Here is a 14,403-nt window from a genome sequence, read left to right as displayed (position 1 = left end):
CGCCAATGGCGTTTTCCAAGTTCGCTGACCTTGCACAGGCAGAGCGCGCTGGCAATCCATCGCCACCTCCCCGACACGGGGCTGCCGGATCAGGGATTGTGGGTTCGCTCGTAATCTTCGGTGATTTCCGGGTCTTCCGGGGACAGGCGCCAGGCACGTCGATACAGGGAGCGGGCCTCATCGGCCCGGCCCACAGCTTCCAGCGCGGTGGCATGCGAATGGACAATCGCGCCGATGTCCGGCTCGGCGGCTACGGCCATCTCGCACAGGGGCAGGGCGGTTTCGGCGCGTCCGTCCTGGATCAGTGTCCAGCACAACATGTTCAGGGCCGAACCGTCCTCCGGAGCCAGTTCGACAGCGCGGCGGGCGTCCTCGACGGCAGCACCGGTCATGCCGACATCCAGCAGGGCGCCGGCGCGATTGATCCAGGCGCCGATCCAGTCCGGCTCAAGGCGGACCACTGTATCAAAGGCAACCACGGCATCGGCTTCGTGGCCCAGGGCCTGATAGACAACGCCGAGATTGATATGGGTCAGCGTGTCGTCGGGAGCGGCGGCGGCGGCCTGGAGCAGATCCTCGAGCGCGCCATCCAGCTGCCCCAGCTCGGATCGGGCGATACCGCGATTGCGGTACAGGGAGGGTTCAACGACACGGCCGCCATTGGTTTCAACGATGGCGAAGGCGAAATTATAGGCCTCGAGTGCGGCCTGGAAGTCCTGTTCAGACAGCTGTGCCGCTCCCATGGCCGCGTAGATGCCGATCTCGGCATTCATGTCGAGCTCGGCCCGGTCGAGACAGGTGCGGAAGAAATCAATCGCCTCTGCGGTATTGCCAAGGTCAAGTGCAGCCCGTCCGGCGGCGCATTCAGATGGCTCGCTGTTGGACGGAGCCTGGCCGAAAGCCGGTGCGGCTGGCAGAAGCAGAAGACTGGCGGCAAGCAAGGCAGATAAACGCATCGGGAACTCCAGAAGGTCTCGTCTTCAATATGGGGCCTATTGAACGCAGGGCCTAGTGTAGCGCGCAAAAAGGGCGGCCCGAAAGCCGCCCTGATGATGATTGCGATGATGTAACCAGCTAACCCGTGAGTGTGACGTGCGCCGATAGTCGCAGATCCTCTATCTGTTCCTTGATTCGGAGTTTCTGCTTCTTGAGGCGGGCCAGTTCCAGGGAATCCGCCGACGGGTGCTTCTTGACCTCGTCGATTTGTGTATCCAGACGCGTATGTTTGGCGTCGAGCTCACGGATGCGGGCTTCGATGGGCATGGAGACGTCTCCTCTTGTGAAGTGGAACATTCGATTGAAACAGGTTCCTGCATTATGTCTACTCACGAAACGTTTCGAGGATAAGATATGATGAAACCGGACCGGATGATTGTCGGCGTCTCGGGCGCCTCCGGGATCATCTACGGGATCCGAGCGCTGGAGGCGTTGAAGACGCTGGGCATCGAGTCCCATCTGGTCGCCTCGAAAGCGGCCGAAATGACGCTTGGTTATGAAACAGACGTTTCGATCAAGGATTTCCGGGCCCGGGCGGACCATGTCTACAAGATGCCCGATGTCGGCGCCCCGATCGCGTCCGGCTCGTTCGCCACGCGCGGCATGCTGATTGCGCCGTGCTCGGTGAAGACCATGTCCGAGATCGCCACCGGCGTGACCTCCAGCTTGTTGACCCGCGCCGCAGACGTGGTGCTCAAGGAGCGTCGGCGCCTGGTGTTGATGGTGCGCGAGACACCGTTTCATCTCGGCCATCTGCGCACAATGGAGGCGTTGACCGAAATGGGCGCCGTCATCTGTCCGCCCCTGCCGGCCTTCTACGCCAAGCCGAAATCCATCGATGACCTGGTCGACCAGTCGGTCGGGCGGGCGCTCGACCTGTTCGACCTGGACTGGGACGGCACCCGGCGCTGGGGTGAAGACCTGGAAGGCGGGCGACGCTAGCGGGGCGGCTATTCGCACCTGCAGCGTGATCGGCAATTTATTTGACCGGCGAATGCCGCTACTCTATGCGCAGCGCCACGCAGATTTGTGCGCGGACCTGGAAGGCGACACCAGACCGGTTTCGGCCCGGATGATCGGCGCGAGTGGGTCCCGGTCACAACAGGACCAGATCAGAAAGAGACGGCTGAGGAATGGACGGAGAATTCCTGGACCAGCAGACGCTGACCGAAACGATCGAGGGTCTGCGCGAGCAGCATGTGGCCCTCAATCACGAGGTTGACGCGCTGACCGAAAACGGGGTGATCGACCAACTCAAATATGCGCGTCTGAAAAAGGAAAAGTTGCGGATCAAGGATGCGATCTCGCATCTGGAAGACCAGCTGACACCCGACATCATCGCCTGAACGGCCTCCGGCCGGGCAACAGGTCGTCAGGCCTGTTTGCGCTCGGCGTCGGACCTTTGCGCCTGCTTGCATGCATACATCGCCGCGTCGGCACTCGCCATCACATCCTCGGCCTTGCCGCCAGCCTGAAGGGGCTGACAGCCCCAGGCCGTGCCGACCGTCAGTTGGCGTCCGGCATAGTCGAAGGGTGTCGTCGAAATCCGGTCCGCCAACTCCTGGGCTTTCACTTGAGCGCCGTCGGGGCCGGTTAGCGTCAGCACAACGGCAAATTCATCGCCCCCCAGGCGCCCGACCGCGTCGGTCTCGCGGATATGGGCCGTGAGCAGGTTTGAGACATGGTGCAGCGCGGCGTCGCCGGCGGCATGACCGTACTGGTCATTGATCGCCTTGAAGCCGTTGAGGTCGAAATAGACCAGGGCGGACGGTGCGTTGTGGCGTTCGGCCAGCGCCAGCGCGCGGCTGACTTCGCGCAGGAAGGCGCGGCGGTTCAGCACCGGCAGCATGACGTCGTGATCGGCCAGGGATTCCAGTTCACGGACGCGGCCGCGCAGGCGTTCGGTTTCCTTGCGGAGCTGGTCGACTTCGCCCATCAGTGACAGCAGGGCGCGTTGGACATTCGGTGTCAGCTCGGCTTCCGGCACGCCCATGATGGAGGCTGCGTCCGACGGCGCGGCACTCGCGCGTGTCTCGCTGCCAGGTCGGGCTTTGTCGGTCTTGCCGGGACGGGAGATGTTCCCGGTCGGGGAGGTCGGTCCGATGCGCATGGCACGTTCCAATTCGATTCTGTTCACGCTCAGGCTCGCCAAGTGTGGTTAAGAAACGGTCAAACCCGGCCCGATTTGCCCCCGATTGGCCCGGTTTCGCGGGATCATCTTGACCTTCACGCGGGCAGAGCTATGGTCGCGCGCTTCCTTTTCCCGCGCAGGAAGCGTCATGAGCGAAGTTTCGCCCCAGTCTCCGAATTCTCCCGCAGCTCCATCCGCAGCCATCGTCGATGTCGCCATCATCATGGGCTCACGCTCGGATTGGCCGACGATGAAGAAGGCTGCCCATGTGCTGGACGATCTGGGGATCGGCTATGAGAAGCAGGTCGTATCCGCCCATCGCACGCCGGACCGGCTGGTCGAATTTTCCAAGGCCGCTCGCGGTCGTGGAATCAAGGTGGTGATTGCTGGCGCCGGCGGCGCGGCGCACTTGCCGGGCATGGTCGCATCGATGACCAGCCTGCCCGTGCTTGGTGTTCCGGTGAAGTCCAAGACCCTGAACGGTCAGGACAGCCTGCTCTCCATCGTCCAGATGCCGGGCGGCGTGCCGGTTGGCACGCTGGCCATCGGCGATGCGGGGGCCAAGAATGCCGGACTTCTGGCCGCCTCCATCCTGTCGCTGATGGATGCCGACGTGGCCGAACGGCTCGACGCCTGGCGCCAGGCCCAGACCGACAGCGTTCCGGTGACGGTCGAGGACTGACATCATGAGCGATGCACCACTGGCCCCGGGCAGTGTGATCGGAATTCTCGGCGGCGGTCAGCTTGGCCGCATGCTGGCCACGGCCGGTGCCGCGCTCGGCTTTGACGTCCACATCTATGATCCCGAGCCAGATTGCCCGGCCAGCCGCGTCGCCGCACGCAGTTATTGCGCGCCGTGGGATGATGCCGGCGCGGTGGCCAATTTCGCCAATCGCTGTGACGCCATCACCTATGAATTCGAGAATGTCCCGGTCGAAACCGTGGCCATCGCTGCTGCGGCCGCACCCCTGCGCCCGGGCGCCAAGTCGCTGGAACTGACCCAGGACCGTTTCATCGAGAAGCACTTCATCAATCAGCAGGGCGTGAAAACAGTCCCCTTCGCCCAGGTCGACGATATCGACGGCCTGGAAGCAGCGATCGAGGATATCGGCCTGCCCGCCCTGCTGAAGACGCGACGCTTCGGCTATGACGGCAAGGGTCAGGCCTGGATCCGCACCGAGGCCGATGCCCGCAGCGCCTGGGAAGCGATCGGCCAGCAGCCGGCCATCCTCGAGGGCGCGGCGGCGTTCCGGCGTGAACTCTCGGTCGTGGCCGCCCGCTCGCTGAGCGGCGAAGTGCGGGCCTATCCGCTGGCCGAGAATGTCCATGGCGATGGCATCCTCAAGACCACCACGGCCCCGGCTCCCGGCATTGACAGAACGACCCAGGACCGCGCTCTGGCGATAGCCCGCGCCCTGGGCGATGGTCTGGGACATGTCGGCGTGTTCGCGGTCGAGCTGTTCGATCTCGGCGGCGGCGAGTTGATCGTCAACGAGATCGCGCCGCGCGTTCACAATACCGGCCACTGGACCATGGATGGCTGTGGCTGCGACCAGTTCGAGCAACACATGCGCGCCGTCGCCGGTTGGCCGCTGGGTGACCCATCGGCCCACTCGGCCTGCGTGATGACCAATCTGATCGGTCATGACGCCGATGCCTGGCCCGAACTCGCCGCCGATCCGCAGGCCCGCCTCCATCTCTATGGCAAGCGCACCACGCGGGATGGCCGAAAGATGGGGCATGTGAACCGGTTGTCGCCGCTCTGACCCCGCTTCCAAAACGCGCCGGGCGCCTTATGTTGGTTGCATGATCCGGACGCCCCCCGACCCGCGCGCCTTCATTGATGATAGCGGCCCGTTCGACTTGATCGGCGATATTCACGGCTGTTTTGACGAGCTGGTGAGCCTTCTCGCACGCTTGGGCTATGACCGGCGGGACGTGCATGACTGGCACCATCCGAAGGGGCGCCGGCTCGTCTTTCTTGGCGACCTGGTTGATCGCGGCCCGGACAGTCCCGCTGTATTGCGCACCGTAATGTCGACGCTGGCAGGTGGGCGCGGCCATTGCGTGGTTGGCAATCATGACGACAAGTTCCGGCGCTGGCTGGCCGGCCGGGATGTGAAGCTGACGCATGGACTGTCGGAAACCGTCGAGCAGGTGCAGGCGGAGCCGGTGGACTTCCGGCGTGAACTGCTCGCCTTCATCGACACATTGCCGCATCACCTCATCCTGGATCAGGGCCGTTTGATTGTTGCCCATGCTGGCGTGCAGGCTGACATGCATGGCGAAGACTCAAAACGCGTTCGGGCCTTTGCCATGTTTGGCGAAGTGACGGGTGAGCGTGATGCGCATGGCCTGCCGGTCCGCCTCGACTGGGCCCGCAATTATGCCGGCGAGGCGACGGTCGTCCACGGCCATATCGCCGAGCCGGATGTGCGCGAGCGTAACAATGTCATCTGTGTGGATACCGGCTGCGTCTTCGGTGGCCACCTGACCGCCCTGCGCTGGCCTGAACGCGAGCGCGTGCAGGTTCCGGCACAGCAGACCTATTACCATTCGCCCCGCTGGGCGGATGATGTGGCTGACGACTAGGCCGTCTGGGCGCGCGGCTTGCGGCCGAGCTGGTCGGCGAAGTCGTGATTGACATCGCGGTGCCCGGCCTCGTCGGCGCGGACGGCGATGACGACTTCGCGCAAGCGGGCATTGGCCGGCAGATTCCAGTAATCGATGGCGATCTGCGGCGCGGCGACATTCTCGTGGCGGCCCGCGTCGATGCCTTCCAGATACTGCGTGTAGCTGATCACCGCCTCCTCCTCGAAATAGCCGACCACGCGGTGCGCCGTGCGAGGGGCGAAGAGGTAGAGGAAGAAATAGCAATTATAGAAGATCGCCTGCACGACCATGATCACGATCCGCTCGAACAGGGTCGGTTTTGCGATTTCGATGAAGGTCATCAGGTGCATGCGCTCATTCTCCGCCTCGTCCAGCAGGGTGCGGATCCAGCCTTCGTCATCGCGGATACGTCGGATCGCCTTGAGGTGCTGCAGCAGTCCGCCGACCATTCCGGGCACGGCGGCGACGGTTTCCAGCACGACGGCCCGGTGCCCATAACGCTTGGCAAAGAAGGTGTCGGCGATGAAGCGCAGGAATTTCACAAAGCCGAAGGCAATGTGATCGCCCAGGCCTTCCGGCTTGCGGTGCTGGTCAAGGATGATGTGGTCCGTCGTCGGCATGTCGGTCTCCCGTAAAGGACGGTGCATGCCGGTGACGATGCGCCCGTAAGAGGGGCAACGGAAGGTGGCACGGCGCCGCGCGTCGAAAAATCTCGCAATCGGGATATGGGTATTGACGCGGCCGTATGTAACCAGCCGTTCGGATCAGACCCGCGGGCCCGGCCCGTGGCGCAGCTTGCCGAGCAGGCCGGCGAGGTCGGGCAGGTCGGCGGTGAGCTTGGCGATATTGGCCTTGGTTTTCTCGAAATCCATCACATTCTGGATGCGGCGGTCGAGGAAGGCCTGGGCTTCCGTCTTTTCCAGATCGGCCTCGTTCAGCCAGCTCGACAGGGTCGACCCATAGACGCCGGCCAGTATCGTGCGCTTGGAGTAGAAGTTCACATCGGTCGAGGTGTCGCCGATGGCGCGCCAGATCGTGTCGGCGGTGGCCCACAGGAGTTGCGGCGCCTCGCTGGCGGCATCCGGCAGCATCAGGCGAGAACGGGCGCGACGGGCGGCTTCCTCGTGCGGGCCGATGGCTTCCAGCCGAGCCATCACACCGAATCGGACCCGTTCGCGGATCTTCATCGCCTTGATGTCGGCCTCGCGGACAGCGGCGACAATGGCGAGGTCCAGCTGGCGCGACCAGCGCACGATCAGATCGAGCGCGCCACGCGGGCAGGCCAGCAGGGCCTGACCCCGATCGATGCCGGAATCGGTGACAGCCTGGTCGAAACTGTCATTGGTCCAGCCATCAAAGGCCGCCAACGGTAGAATCGACTCTAAAAGCGCGTCGCGTGTGCTATCCTTCACGGAGCGGGGCAGGGTTTCGGCTTCCATCATGTCGAACTGTCTAGACCAGTGCAGTGACTTCGTCACCTCGCCCGTGTGTGCTGACAGTGTGGACACGTGGTCGCAGGCCTGCTAGTAGCCCCGCCTCTGGCGAACTAGTGGCGTGAGGAATGGCCCTCGCGTCCAACCTAATGGAGAGAGAGCCATCGTACAGATCGTTGTGCGCGACAATAACGTGGAGCAAGCGCTCCGTGCGCTGAAAAAGAAGATGCAGCGGGAAGGTACTTTCCGCGAAATGAAGCGTCGTAATCATTACGAGAAGCCCTCGGAGAAAAAGGCTCGCCAGAAGGCTGAAGCCATTCGCCGGGCGCGCAAGCTGGCCCGCAAGCGGGCGCAGCGCGAAGGGCTTATCGCCAAGCGTGGTGGTACCACCCGCCGCTAGGGTCGCCAGGCCTCATTGCGAGTAAAGTGAAACCGTCGTGTCCGCTCGGGCACGGCGGTTTCCTTTTGCCCGGGATTCAGATGAGTTCCGGATCCGGCTTGCCCGGAAATCAGGGCGCGGCGATGACGCGTTCAATCTCGTCCAGCGTGTTCTTGCCGAAATAGAGCTCGCCCTTGACGAAGAAGGACGGAATGCCGAAGGCACCGCGGGCCACGGCGTCCTCCGTGTTGGCGATCAGCTTCGATTTGACGTCCGGCGTTCCGGCCGCGGCCAGCAGTGCTTCGACATCCAGGCCGCTGTCCGCCAGTGCATCGGCAATGATCGTGGCATCGGTCATGTTTTTCGGGTCTTCCCACATGTGATGGAAACCGGCCTCGATGAAGGCGGGCAGCACACCGTCCTGTTCGGCGGCGACCGCCATGCGCATCAACAAGAGCGTGTTGACCGGGAAGTGCGGATTGAACTGGAAGCCGGTGATGCCGTGCCGCTCGATGAAGCGTTCGAATTCACGGCCCTCATAGGCCAGCTTGTTGGGGATGTCGGCATAGGCAATCATCGGTGCCTGGTTGCCGGTCAGCTTGAACAGGCCGCCCAGCAGGACCGGCGTGTAGCGGACGGTGGCCCCGGTCCGCTCCAGAAGCCCGGGCAGGGCCTTGTGGGCCAGCCAGGCGTTGGGGCTGGCAAAGTCGATCAGGTATTCGATTTCGGCCATCACCAGGTCTCTCCATGGGGTCGAAGGTCCATCTCGAATGTCCAGGCATCCGGGGTCTGTTGATGCAGGGCCCAATAGGCGTTCGCGATGGAGGCGGGTTGGGTCAGGGCACCCTCGGGCAGGTTGGCCTCTGCCTCGGCGCCATGCGCCTCACGGATGCGCTCGCGGACAAAGGCGGTATCGACGCCGGCATCGATCACCAAATGGGCGACATGGATGTTTTTCGGACCCAGCTCGCGCGCCATCGCCTGGGCCATCATGCGCAGGCCGGCCTTGGCGCTGGCAAAGGCAGCATAGCCGGACCCGCCGCGCAGGCTGGCGGTCGCGCCGGTGAAGAAGATCGATCCGCCACGGCCGTTCTCCAGCATGATCCGCGCCGCCTCGCGACCGCTCAGGAAGCCGGCCTTGCAGGCCAGTTCCCAGACCTTGGTGAAGATGCGGTCGGTGGTTTCCAGGAGCGGGACATTGACATTGGCACCCGGGTTGGAAATCACCACTTCCAGCGGGGCATCGGCATTGGCGGCCTCGAGGAAGGCCTTCACGCTGTCTTCCTGGCGGGCGTCGAGTTGGTGAGGCACGCAGCGCCCACCGGCTGCGGCGATCTCGGCGCATAGCGGCTCCAGCCTGTCGGCATTTCGCCGCCCGACATGGACCGTATAGCCCTCGCCGGCGAACTTCCGGGCGATCGCGGCCCCGATATAGTCGCCGGCCCCGATGATCGCGCAACTTGCGTTCCGTGTGGCCATCTTGGTCTCCACCCCTGTTCCATGTCACCTAAGTCTTGAAACAAGACTGAGTCAATGGCATAGCATCGGCATGCGCTGGAACGAATTGTCAGACGAGACATGTTCACTGGCCCGCACCCTGGCGGTGATCGGCGATCGCTGGACCTTGATGGTTCTGCGGGAGGCTTTCCTGAAAGTGCGCCGCTTTGACGATTTCCAGAGCCGCCTGGGAATTGCCCGGCGGGTTCTGACCGAGCGTCTCTCGCATCTGGTCGAACACGGTGTTCTGGAAAAGCAGGCCTATCAGACACGGCCGCTGCGGCACGAATACCGGCTGACGGCAAAAGGGCGGGATCTCTATCCCGCCCTCCTGTCGCTGGTGCATTGGGGTGACCGGCACTATGCCGGCTCGGATGGCCCGCCGGTCGTCCACACCCACATCAGCTGTGGCCACGACTTCCGCAGCGTCTTGAGCTGTTCCGAGTGCGGTGAGCCGGTCGAGGCCCGGGCGGTTACCGTCCGACCCGGGCCCGGAGCCCGCTAGCTCAGCCCTCCGCCGGCTTCTTCTTGCCGCCAAGGCTGAACCAGCCCTTCACCGTGTCCTGGTTGGCCTGGTTGAGCGCACCCATGCGGAACAGCACGCCAGAGCCCCAGATCACGAAGGCGGCAAAGGCGAACATTGCGGCCGTGGTGCCCAGGATTTCGACCATGCCGACCTCATGCGGCAGGCGCGCCAGCATGATGAAGGGCGTCCACAGCGGCACCCAGCTGGCAATCGCCACGACCGGTGAGTCCGGGGACTCGAAGGCCATCATGACCAGGAAGATCGGGACCATCATGATCAGCATCATCGGGGTCATCAGGGTCTGGGCGTCCTGTAGCGTTTCGCACAGCGAGCCGATGGCCAGGAAAAGCGCGCCATACATCAAATAGCCGATGATGAAATAACCCAGGGCCGGCAACAGCAGGCCCGGATTGAGCACGGCCGCCAGAATTTCCGCAATCGGCATGTCGGCCGAGGCTGCGACCTGTTGCATGCCGACCGTTCCCAGCAGGCCCATCCCGCCCCAGACAACCAGCAGGGTTGCTGAAACCGCAGCCACGCCAAGCAGCTTGCCGGTGAGGATTTCATGATGCCGGGTCGACGCCAGCATCATTTCCAGGATCTTGTTGCCCTTCTCCTCGATCATGGCGCTCAGCAGCATGTTGACCACCGAGAAGATGATGACCCAGAGGCCAAGAGCCGTGAACAAGCTCACGAACAGCGGGATCTTGTCCGCGTCGGTCACTTCAGCCGTGTCGCCGGTACGCCCGGCATTGAGTTCGCGCACCGTGGGCGAGAGATCATTGGCGGTCTCGATCAATTGCGGGTTCACACCGGCATCGACGAGAAACTGGGTCCGCATATGGCCGCGCAGGGAGTTACGTATCTGGGACCGCAGATTACTGTCCGAGAGGTTGGTGCTCCAGTAATCGACCTCAATCGCCCCATCCGCGCCCTGGCGCAGGAAGATGGCAGCGAACAGGCCGTGCTCGCCATCGGCCGCTGTAAAGCTGGCGCCGCCGGTCAGATAGGGCCGAAGCGCCTCCAGCTCGGTCTCGCCGACATCGACCCGCAGATAGCGTTCGTCAGAAAATTGCGGCTGGGAGGCCAAGGCGGCTTCGATCTGCGGGTTGTTCCCGAACATCTCCCGGGCCGCCTCGCGCGCCCTCTCCAGCGCTTCGGCCCGACTGGCCTCGGCCTGGGCTTCCAGCGCCGCTTCCAGCGTGCCGCCGGTCTCGTCGACGAGGACGTAATAGCGGGTGGGTTGGGAATTCTCGATCAGGATCGGCATGCCGATGCCCAGCGCCATGAACATCGGCACAGAGGCGAGCGACAGCCAGAAGCCCCAGGTGGCGACATAGGAGAGGAATTCGCGGCGGGCGATGAGATAGATGGCGCGCATCACACGGTCTCCGTTTCGGCGTTGGCAGTGGCGCTGGCGCCGACAAGATGGACAAAGGCGTCGTGCAGATGGGCCCGAACCGGCTCGAAGCGGGCCAGCTTCACACCGCTGTCGACGCAGGCCTTGAGCACGTCCTGGGCGTCGGTGCCGCTGGCGAGATCGACCGTCCAGACGGCATTTCCGTCCACGGGTTCGCCGCGGGCAATCTCGCCCTTGCCGGCAAGAAGTTGAGACAGGTCGTGTTCCGACGTGACCTCTACGGTCACCCGTCGCGGCACTTCGCCCAATGCGTCCTTGACGCTGCCGTCAAAGACCTTGCGGCCCTTGGCGACCAGCACGATCTGGTCACACAGCCGCTCGGCATGCTCCATGACATGGGTCGAGAACAGTACGGTCCGCCCGGCTTCGGCCTGGCGGCGGACGATCTGTTCCAGGGCGTTCTGGTTGACCGGGTCGAGACCGGAGAAGGGTTCATCGAGGATGATGAATTCCGGCTCGTGGACCAGGGTCGAAATGATCTGGACCTTCTGGGCCATGCCCTTGGACAGGGTCTTCACCTTGCTTTCGGCGACACCGGGGAGCTCAAACTCCTCCAACATGGCAAGGCCGCGCTTTCGGGCCTCGGCCGCACCGACACCCTTGAGACGGGCGAAGAAGGTGATCACGTCGATAACCTTCATCTTGCGGTAAATGCCGCGTTCTTCCGGCAGGAAGCCGACCCTGTCCAGAGCCGCCGGTCGCGGCTTGCCGCCAAACAGGCTGACCGAGCCGCTGTCGGGCGTCAGGATGCCCAGCGACATGCGCAGGCTGGTCGTCTTTCCGGCGCCATTGGGACCGAGAAAGCCGGTGATCCTGCCGCGCTGGACGCCAAAACTGACATCGCGCACTGCAGGCTTGCCGGCGAAGGTCTTCGATACGTTGGAAAGTTCGAGAATGGTCTCGGACATGATGCCCCCTATCATATATTCCGCGGAGCCTAGTCAGGCCGGTGGCAACAGGCCACCGGCATTGGGCAGTTCAGCGTCCCCCCTTCAAGAAACCGGATCAGTCAGACTAGATCCAGGGCGAAATAGGGCAGGTCCAGTGGTGGCGGCTCCGCCATGCCCAGCTGGCCCAGCTGGTGATGCGCCTGCCCGCGATGATGGGTAGCGTGGTTGAACATGTGGGTGAGAATGATCCGGCGCGGCAGGGTGCGCGCTGTGCCGGACATGTCCTTGTAATCGAAGTTCTCGGCGATCGCCGCATCGGTCAGGCCGGCGATGAAGCCGCGTGTGGCGTCGTCCTGCTCCTGCCGCGCTGTCCACAGGGCGTCAAAATCCGCTGTCGGCGTCTCGTCCAGCCGCTTGTGCGGCGCGGGCTGTGACCTCAGGCGGGCCAGCCACAAATGGTCAGCGACGAGGATATGGGTCAGCGTGCCCTGCAGGGAACCGAAATAGGCGCCAATGTCGCGGTTTCTGGCATCTTCGCCCACCTCCCGCGCGGCACCATAGATCCGCCGATTGGCCCAGGCGTTGTAGTCGGCAAGCTGGAGAAAATGGTCGCGCATCGTTCAGGCTCCGCTGGCTGCAGGACTGGTGTTCAATCGGCTGGTCGCCGGTCAGGTTCAGGCAGATACTGCCCGGGATGCAAAAGCACACAAGGGTGAACACGCATGAGCAGTGAAGACGCCCGAACCAAGCTGATGGCCCTGCGCCAGGAATTGCTTGATCTGTCAGATGCCGCGCGTGACGACCGCAAGCCCGTTGAACTCGATCAGCAATCGGTGGGTCGCCTGTCGCGGCTCGATTCGATGCAGGTGCAGGAGATGGCCAAGGCGGCCAATGCCCGCCGCACGGTCGAGGTCCGCCGCATTGAAGCGGCGCTGGCCCGGGTCGATGAGGATGATTATGGCTGGTGCGTGGAGTGCGGCGAGGTCATCGAGCCCGCTCGTCTGGCGCTGGACCCTGCCGTTCCACGCTGCGCCGGCTGCGCCTGATACGGGCAATTGCTGATCGGTCACTTCAATCCGGCGCCACCTTCTGGGACACTGCTCGCGAGGGAGAGGCCGTGAATGTTTGATCTGTCCGCACAATCGCTCGCTGATGCGCATGAGGCGCTGGGGCAGTCCACGCGCTGCCAACTGCCTCAGGCCCTGGCTGCCAACGCCCATGCAGACGTGCTGCAGGCGGTCAAATTCGTGCCACGCTGGACACTCGTCACCCGCCTCGGCGACCGACATCTAGATCTTGATGCCGCGGCGATGGACGCCATGCCGGCCGCTCAGAGAATCGAGTTTGACCGCCGCGTGAAAGCGGGCGCGGCGGACGGTTTTCAATATCTCTACGAGACCTATCCGCTCTACGACAAATGGCATGGCGGTGTGCTGACCGACGAGGCGCCTGTGTTGGCAGACCTTTACGCAGCGCTCAACAGTCCGGGCTTTCTCGATCCGATGCGGGAAATCCTGAACGCGCCGGAGATCAGTTTCGCCGACGCCCAGTTGACGCGGTACCGGGCCGGACATTTCCTGACCACCCATGATGATGGCAATCCGGGCAAGAACCGGGTCGCGGCCTTCGTCCTGACGCTGAGCGAGGACTGGCAGGACGATTGGGGCGGTGTGCTGCAGTTCGAGACTGCCCTGGGTGATGTCACCGGACGCTTTGTCCCGCGCGGCAATACACTGTCCCTGTTCAAGGTTCCGCAACCGCACCAGGTCACGCCGGTGGCGGCTGGCGTGCAGGCTCACCGCGTGTCGGTGACCGGATGGTTGCGCACAGGCGATGATCCCGGACCGGTCAGTCGCCCGGGTTAGCGCAGTGCGTAGCCAGCCTGGCTGATCAGGGTTCGCAAGGCCGAGTCGCCGGGTGAGGCGAGCTTGAGCAGTTCGACAAAGGGGTCACCACCCAGGCTGAGACAGCGGGCAAAGGCCTGCTCGGTCTTCAACCCATCCGCTTTGGCCTGGCGCACATCCAGACGCAGCCTTTCCTCCGCGAGACCGAGCAGGCGGTGTTCGGCCAGCCAGTGGACATAGCTCTCATGGGTCTCGACCGGGCGTTCGCGGCCGAAAATCTCCACCGGGACACTTTCGATCTCCAGCCTGGCGATGATCGAGGCTTCACCGGCATGCTGGTTGTCGCTGACAGTCGCGCCCGGCCAGGCGGCGGCAAATCCGGTCAGCGCAGCCTTGAATGCCGGCAGTCCGTCCGTCGCACAGCAGGCGATGTCGATATCGGCGCCCGGTCCGTGAATATTGAGCGGGATCGAGCCGACCCAGCGCGGTGTGAAGGCCGCCAGCCGACGCAGCAGCCCGTGGCGGGCGATGATCTGGCGGGCTTGCGAACAGGGCAGGACGGTCTCGGTCATGCCTCGCCCTTTCGCGCACGGCCAAGCGACTGTCAATGTGGCCCGTGACGGTCTGACAACTTCGTGCATGGACAGGATCGGGTGTTGGGGTGAGTGTCGGGT

General features: G+C 63.7%; 20 protein-coding genes. 9 read left to right on the top strand and 11 right to left on the bottom strand.

Annotation, left to right across the window (positions count from 1 at the left end; translation table 11 throughout):
• Positions 1-89: 89 nt before the first annotated feature.
• Both MMAR10_RS13285 and MMAR10_RS13280 read right to left on the bottom strand, forming a co-directional pair.
• The gene (locus MMAR10_RS13285; protein WP_011644502.1) at positions 90-956 is read right to left on the bottom strand and encodes a tetratricopeptide repeat protein; all 867 of its coding nucleotides are present in this window, start codon (positions 954-956) and stop codon (positions 90-92) included.
• A gap of 118 nt (positions 957-1,074) precedes the next feature.
• Positions 1,075-1,263, bottom strand: a complete 189-nt coding sequence (locus MMAR10_RS13280) for a YdcH family protein (RefSeq protein WP_011644501.1) — start codon at positions 1,261-1,263, stop codon at positions 1,075-1,077.
• A gap of 87 nt (positions 1,264-1,350) precedes the next feature.
• Here MMAR10_RS13280 and MMAR10_RS13275 point away from each other — a divergent pair, with 87 nt between their 5' ends.
• On the top strand, positions 1,351-1,938 hold the full coding sequence (locus MMAR10_RS13275) for a UbiX family flavin prenyltransferase (RefSeq protein ID WP_011644500.1): 588 nt from the start codon (positions 1,351-1,353) through the stop codon (positions 1,936-1,938).
• Positions 1,939-2,129: 191 nt separating this feature from the next.
• Complete coding sequence (locus MMAR10_RS13270) at positions 2,130-2,342, top strand: YdcH family protein (protein ID WP_011644499.1); 213 nt, start codon at positions 2,130-2,132, stop codon at positions 2,340-2,342.
• Positions 2,343-2,368: 26 nt separating this feature from the next.
• On the opposite strand, the gene MMAR10_RS13265 is transcribed toward MMAR10_RS13270, so the two are convergent.
• Positions 2,369-3,133, bottom strand: coding sequence for a GGDEF domain-containing protein (locus MMAR10_RS13265; RefSeq protein ID WP_011644498.1), 765 nt, complete (start codon positions 3,131-3,133; stop codon positions 2,369-2,371).
• A 142-nt stretch (positions 3,134-3,275) separates the two neighbouring features.
• Here MMAR10_RS13265 and purE point away from each other — a divergent pair, with 142 nt between their 5' ends.
• Genes purE through MMAR10_RS13245 form a run of 3 tightly spaced genes read left to right on the top strand, consistent with a single transcriptional unit; the run spans position 3,276 to position 5,719 of the window.
• Entirely contained in the window at positions 3,276-3,809 is a 534-nt protein-coding gene (purE, locus tag MMAR10_RS13255; protein WP_011644497.1) for a 5-(carboxyamino)imidazole ribonucleotide mutase, read from the top strand.
• 4 nt (positions 3,810-3,813) lie between these two features.
• Positions 3,814-4,893 carry a 5-(carboxyamino)imidazole ribonucleotide synthase gene (locus MMAR10_RS13250; RefSeq protein ID WP_011644496.1) on the top strand — a complete coding sequence of 360 codons (1,080 nt, stop codon included), beginning with the start codon at positions 3,814-3,816 and terminating at the stop codon, positions 4,891-4,893.
• 40 nt (positions 4,894-4,933) lie between these two features.
• The gene (locus MMAR10_RS13245; protein ID WP_011644495.1) at positions 4,934-5,719 is read left to right on the top strand and encodes a metallophosphoesterase; all 786 of its coding nucleotides are present in this window, start codon (positions 4,934-4,936) and stop codon (positions 5,717-5,719) included.
• Here the strand turns inward: MMAR10_RS13245 and MMAR10_RS13240 are convergent.
• The gene (locus tag MMAR10_RS13240) at positions 5,716-6,360 is read right to left on the bottom strand and encodes an alternative oxidase (protein ID WP_011644494.1); all 645 of its coding nucleotides are present in this window, start codon (positions 6,358-6,360) and stop codon (positions 5,716-5,718) included. The genes MMAR10_RS13245 and MMAR10_RS13240 overlap by 4 nt on opposite strands.
• A 144-nt stretch (positions 6,361-6,504) precedes the next feature.
• Entirely contained in the window at positions 6,505-7,218 is a 714-nt protein-coding gene (locus MMAR10_RS13235; RefSeq protein WP_233353835.1) for a COQ9 family protein, read from the bottom strand.
• 76 nt (positions 7,219-7,294) lie between these two features.
• On the opposite strand from MMAR10_RS13235, the gene rpsU reads away from it, so the two are divergent.
• Positions 7,295-7,573 carry a 30S ribosomal protein S21 gene (gene rpsU / locus MMAR10_RS16780; RefSeq protein WP_011644492.1) on the top strand — a complete coding sequence of 93 codons (279 nt, stop codon included), beginning with the start codon at positions 7,295-7,297 and terminating at the stop codon, positions 7,571-7,573.
• Positions 7,574-7,682: 109 nt separating this feature from the next.
• Here the strand turns inward: rpsU and MMAR10_RS13225 are convergent, their stop codons facing one another.
• Both MMAR10_RS13225 and MMAR10_RS13220 read right to left on the bottom strand, forming a co-directional pair.
• Positions 7,683-8,285 carry a 2-hydroxychromene-2-carboxylate isomerase gene (locus MMAR10_RS13225; protein ID WP_011644491.1) on the bottom strand — a complete coding sequence of 201 codons (603 nt, stop codon included), beginning with the start codon at positions 8,283-8,285 and terminating at the stop codon, positions 7,683-7,685.
• A complete protein-coding gene (locus MMAR10_RS13220; protein ID WP_011644490.1) occupies positions 8,285-9,031 on the bottom strand; it encodes an SDR family NAD(P)-dependent oxidoreductase in 747 nt (248 codons plus the stop codon). Before MMAR10_RS13220 ends, MMAR10_RS13225 begins: the two co-directional genes overlap by 1 nt.
• A 70-nt stretch (positions 9,032-9,101) precedes the next feature.
• Here MMAR10_RS13220 and MMAR10_RS13215 point away from each other — a divergent pair, with 70 nt between their 5' ends.
• Complete coding sequence (locus MMAR10_RS13215; RefSeq protein ID WP_011644489.1) at positions 9,102-9,554, top strand: winged helix-turn-helix transcriptional regulator; 453 nt, start codon at positions 9,102-9,104, stop codon at positions 9,552-9,554.
• A 1-nt stretch (position 9,555) separates the two neighbouring features.
• On the opposite strand, the gene MMAR10_RS13210 is transcribed toward MMAR10_RS13215, so the two are convergent.
• From MMAR10_RS13210 to MMAR10_RS13200, 3 genes are all read right to left on the bottom strand, one after another.
• Positions 9,556-10,956, bottom strand: coding sequence for an ABC transporter permease (locus MMAR10_RS13210; RefSeq protein WP_011644488.1), 1,401 nt, complete (start codon positions 10,954-10,956; stop codon positions 9,556-9,558).
• Positions 10,956-11,903 (bottom strand): ABC transporter ATP-binding protein, encoded by a 948-nt coding sequence (locus MMAR10_RS13205; RefSeq protein ID WP_011644487.1) that lies wholly within the window; start codon positions 11,901-11,903, stop codon positions 10,956-10,958. Before MMAR10_RS13205 ends, MMAR10_RS13210 begins: the two co-directional genes overlap by 1 nt.
• A gap of 101 nt (positions 11,904-12,004) precedes the next feature.
• Entirely contained in the window at positions 12,005-12,502 is a 498-nt protein-coding gene (locus MMAR10_RS13200; protein WP_011644486.1) for a DinB family protein, read from the bottom strand.
• Between the two features lie 105 nt (positions 12,503-12,607).
• On the opposite strand from MMAR10_RS13200, the gene MMAR10_RS13195 reads away from it, so the two are divergent.
• Together MMAR10_RS13195 and MMAR10_RS13190 are read left to right on the top strand one after the other, a co-directional pair.
• Entirely contained in the window at positions 12,608-12,931 is a 324-nt protein-coding gene (locus tag MMAR10_RS13195; RefSeq protein WP_011644485.1) for a TraR/DksA family transcriptional regulator, read from the top strand.
• Positions 12,932-13,006: 75 nt separating this feature from the next.
• Entirely contained in the window at positions 13,007-13,750 is a 744-nt protein-coding gene (locus tag MMAR10_RS13190) for a 2OG-Fe(II) oxygenase (RefSeq protein WP_011644484.1), read from the top strand.
• Here MMAR10_RS13190 and MMAR10_RS13185 read toward each other — a convergent pair.
• Positions 13,747-14,301, bottom strand: coding sequence for a DUF4269 domain-containing protein (locus MMAR10_RS13185; RefSeq protein ID WP_011644483.1), 555 nt, complete (start codon positions 14,299-14,301; stop codon positions 13,747-13,749). The genes MMAR10_RS13190 and MMAR10_RS13185 overlap by 4 nt on opposite strands.
• Positions 14,302-14,403: the final 102 nt, after the last annotated feature.

Origin of the sequence: Maricaulis maris MCS10, from assembly GCF_000014745.1 — a bacterium.
Lineage (GTDB): Bacteria > Pseudomonadota > Alphaproteobacteria > Caulobacterales > Maricaulaceae > Maricaulis > Maricaulis maris_A.
Note: the sequence above shows the minus strand (reverse complement) of the source record. Positions and strands in the feature narration are given on the sequence as shown.

Coding starts and splice junctions, on each gene's coding strand:
- MMAR10_RS13210 (WP_011644488.1), bottom strand. CDS start 10,956: ATGCGCGCCATCTATCTCATCGCCCGCCGCGAATTCCTCTCCTATGTC.
- MMAR10_RS13280 (WP_011644501.1), bottom strand. CDS start 1,263: ATGCCCATCGAAGCCCGCATCCGTGAGCTCGACGCCAAACATACGCGT.
- MMAR10_RS13245 (WP_011644495.1), top strand. CDS start 4,934: ATGATCCGGACGCCCCCCGACCCGCGCGCCTTCATTGATGATAGCGGC.
- MMAR10_RS13190 (WP_011644484.1), top strand. CDS start 13,007: ATGTTTGATCTGTCCGCACAATCGCTCGCTGATGCGCATGAGGCGCTG.
- MMAR10_RS13200 (WP_011644486.1), bottom strand. CDS start 12,502: ATGCGCGACCATTTTCTCCAGCTTGCCGACTACAACGCCTGGGCCAAT.
- MMAR10_RS13225 (WP_011644491.1), bottom strand. CDS start 8,285: ATGGCCGAAATCGAATACCTGATCGACTTTGCCAGCCCCAACGCCTGG.
- MMAR10_RS13220 (WP_011644490.1), bottom strand. CDS start 9,031: ATGGCCACACGGAACGCAAGTTGCGCGATCATCGGGGCCGGCGACTAT.
- MMAR10_RS13250 (WP_011644496.1), top strand. CDS start 3,814: ATGAGCGATGCACCACTGGCCCCGGGCAGTGTGATCGGAATTCTCGGC.
- MMAR10_RS13215 (WP_011644489.1), top strand. CDS start 9,102: ATGCGCTGGAACGAATTGTCAGACGAGACATGTTCACTGGCCCGCACC.
- MMAR10_RS13285 (WP_011644502.1), bottom strand. CDS start 956: ATGCGTTTATCTGCCTTGCTTGCCGCCAGTCTTCTGCTTCTGCCAGCC.
- MMAR10_RS13240 (WP_011644494.1), bottom strand. CDS start 6,360: ATGCCGACGACGGACCACATCATCCTTGACCAGCACCGCAAGCCGGAA.
- purE (WP_011644497.1), top strand. CDS start 3,276: ATGAGCGAAGTTTCGCCCCAGTCTCCGAATTCTCCCGCAGCTCCATCC.
- MMAR10_RS13185 (WP_011644483.1), bottom strand. CDS start 14,301: ATGACCGAGACCGTCCTGCCCTGTTCGCAAGCCCGCCAGATCATCGCC.
- MMAR10_RS13205 (WP_011644487.1), bottom strand. CDS start 11,903: ATGTCCGAGACCATTCTCGAACTTTCCAACGTATCGAAGACCTTCGCC.
- MMAR10_RS13270 (WP_011644499.1), top strand. CDS start 2,130: ATGGACGGAGAATTCCTGGACCAGCAGACGCTGACCGAAACGATCGAG.
- MMAR10_RS13195 (WP_011644485.1), top strand. CDS start 12,608: ATGAGCAGTGAAGACGCCCGAACCAAGCTGATGGCCCTGCGCCAGGAA.
- MMAR10_RS13275 (WP_011644500.1), top strand. CDS start 1,351: ATGATGAAACCGGACCGGATGATTGTCGGCGTCTCGGGCGCCTCCGGG.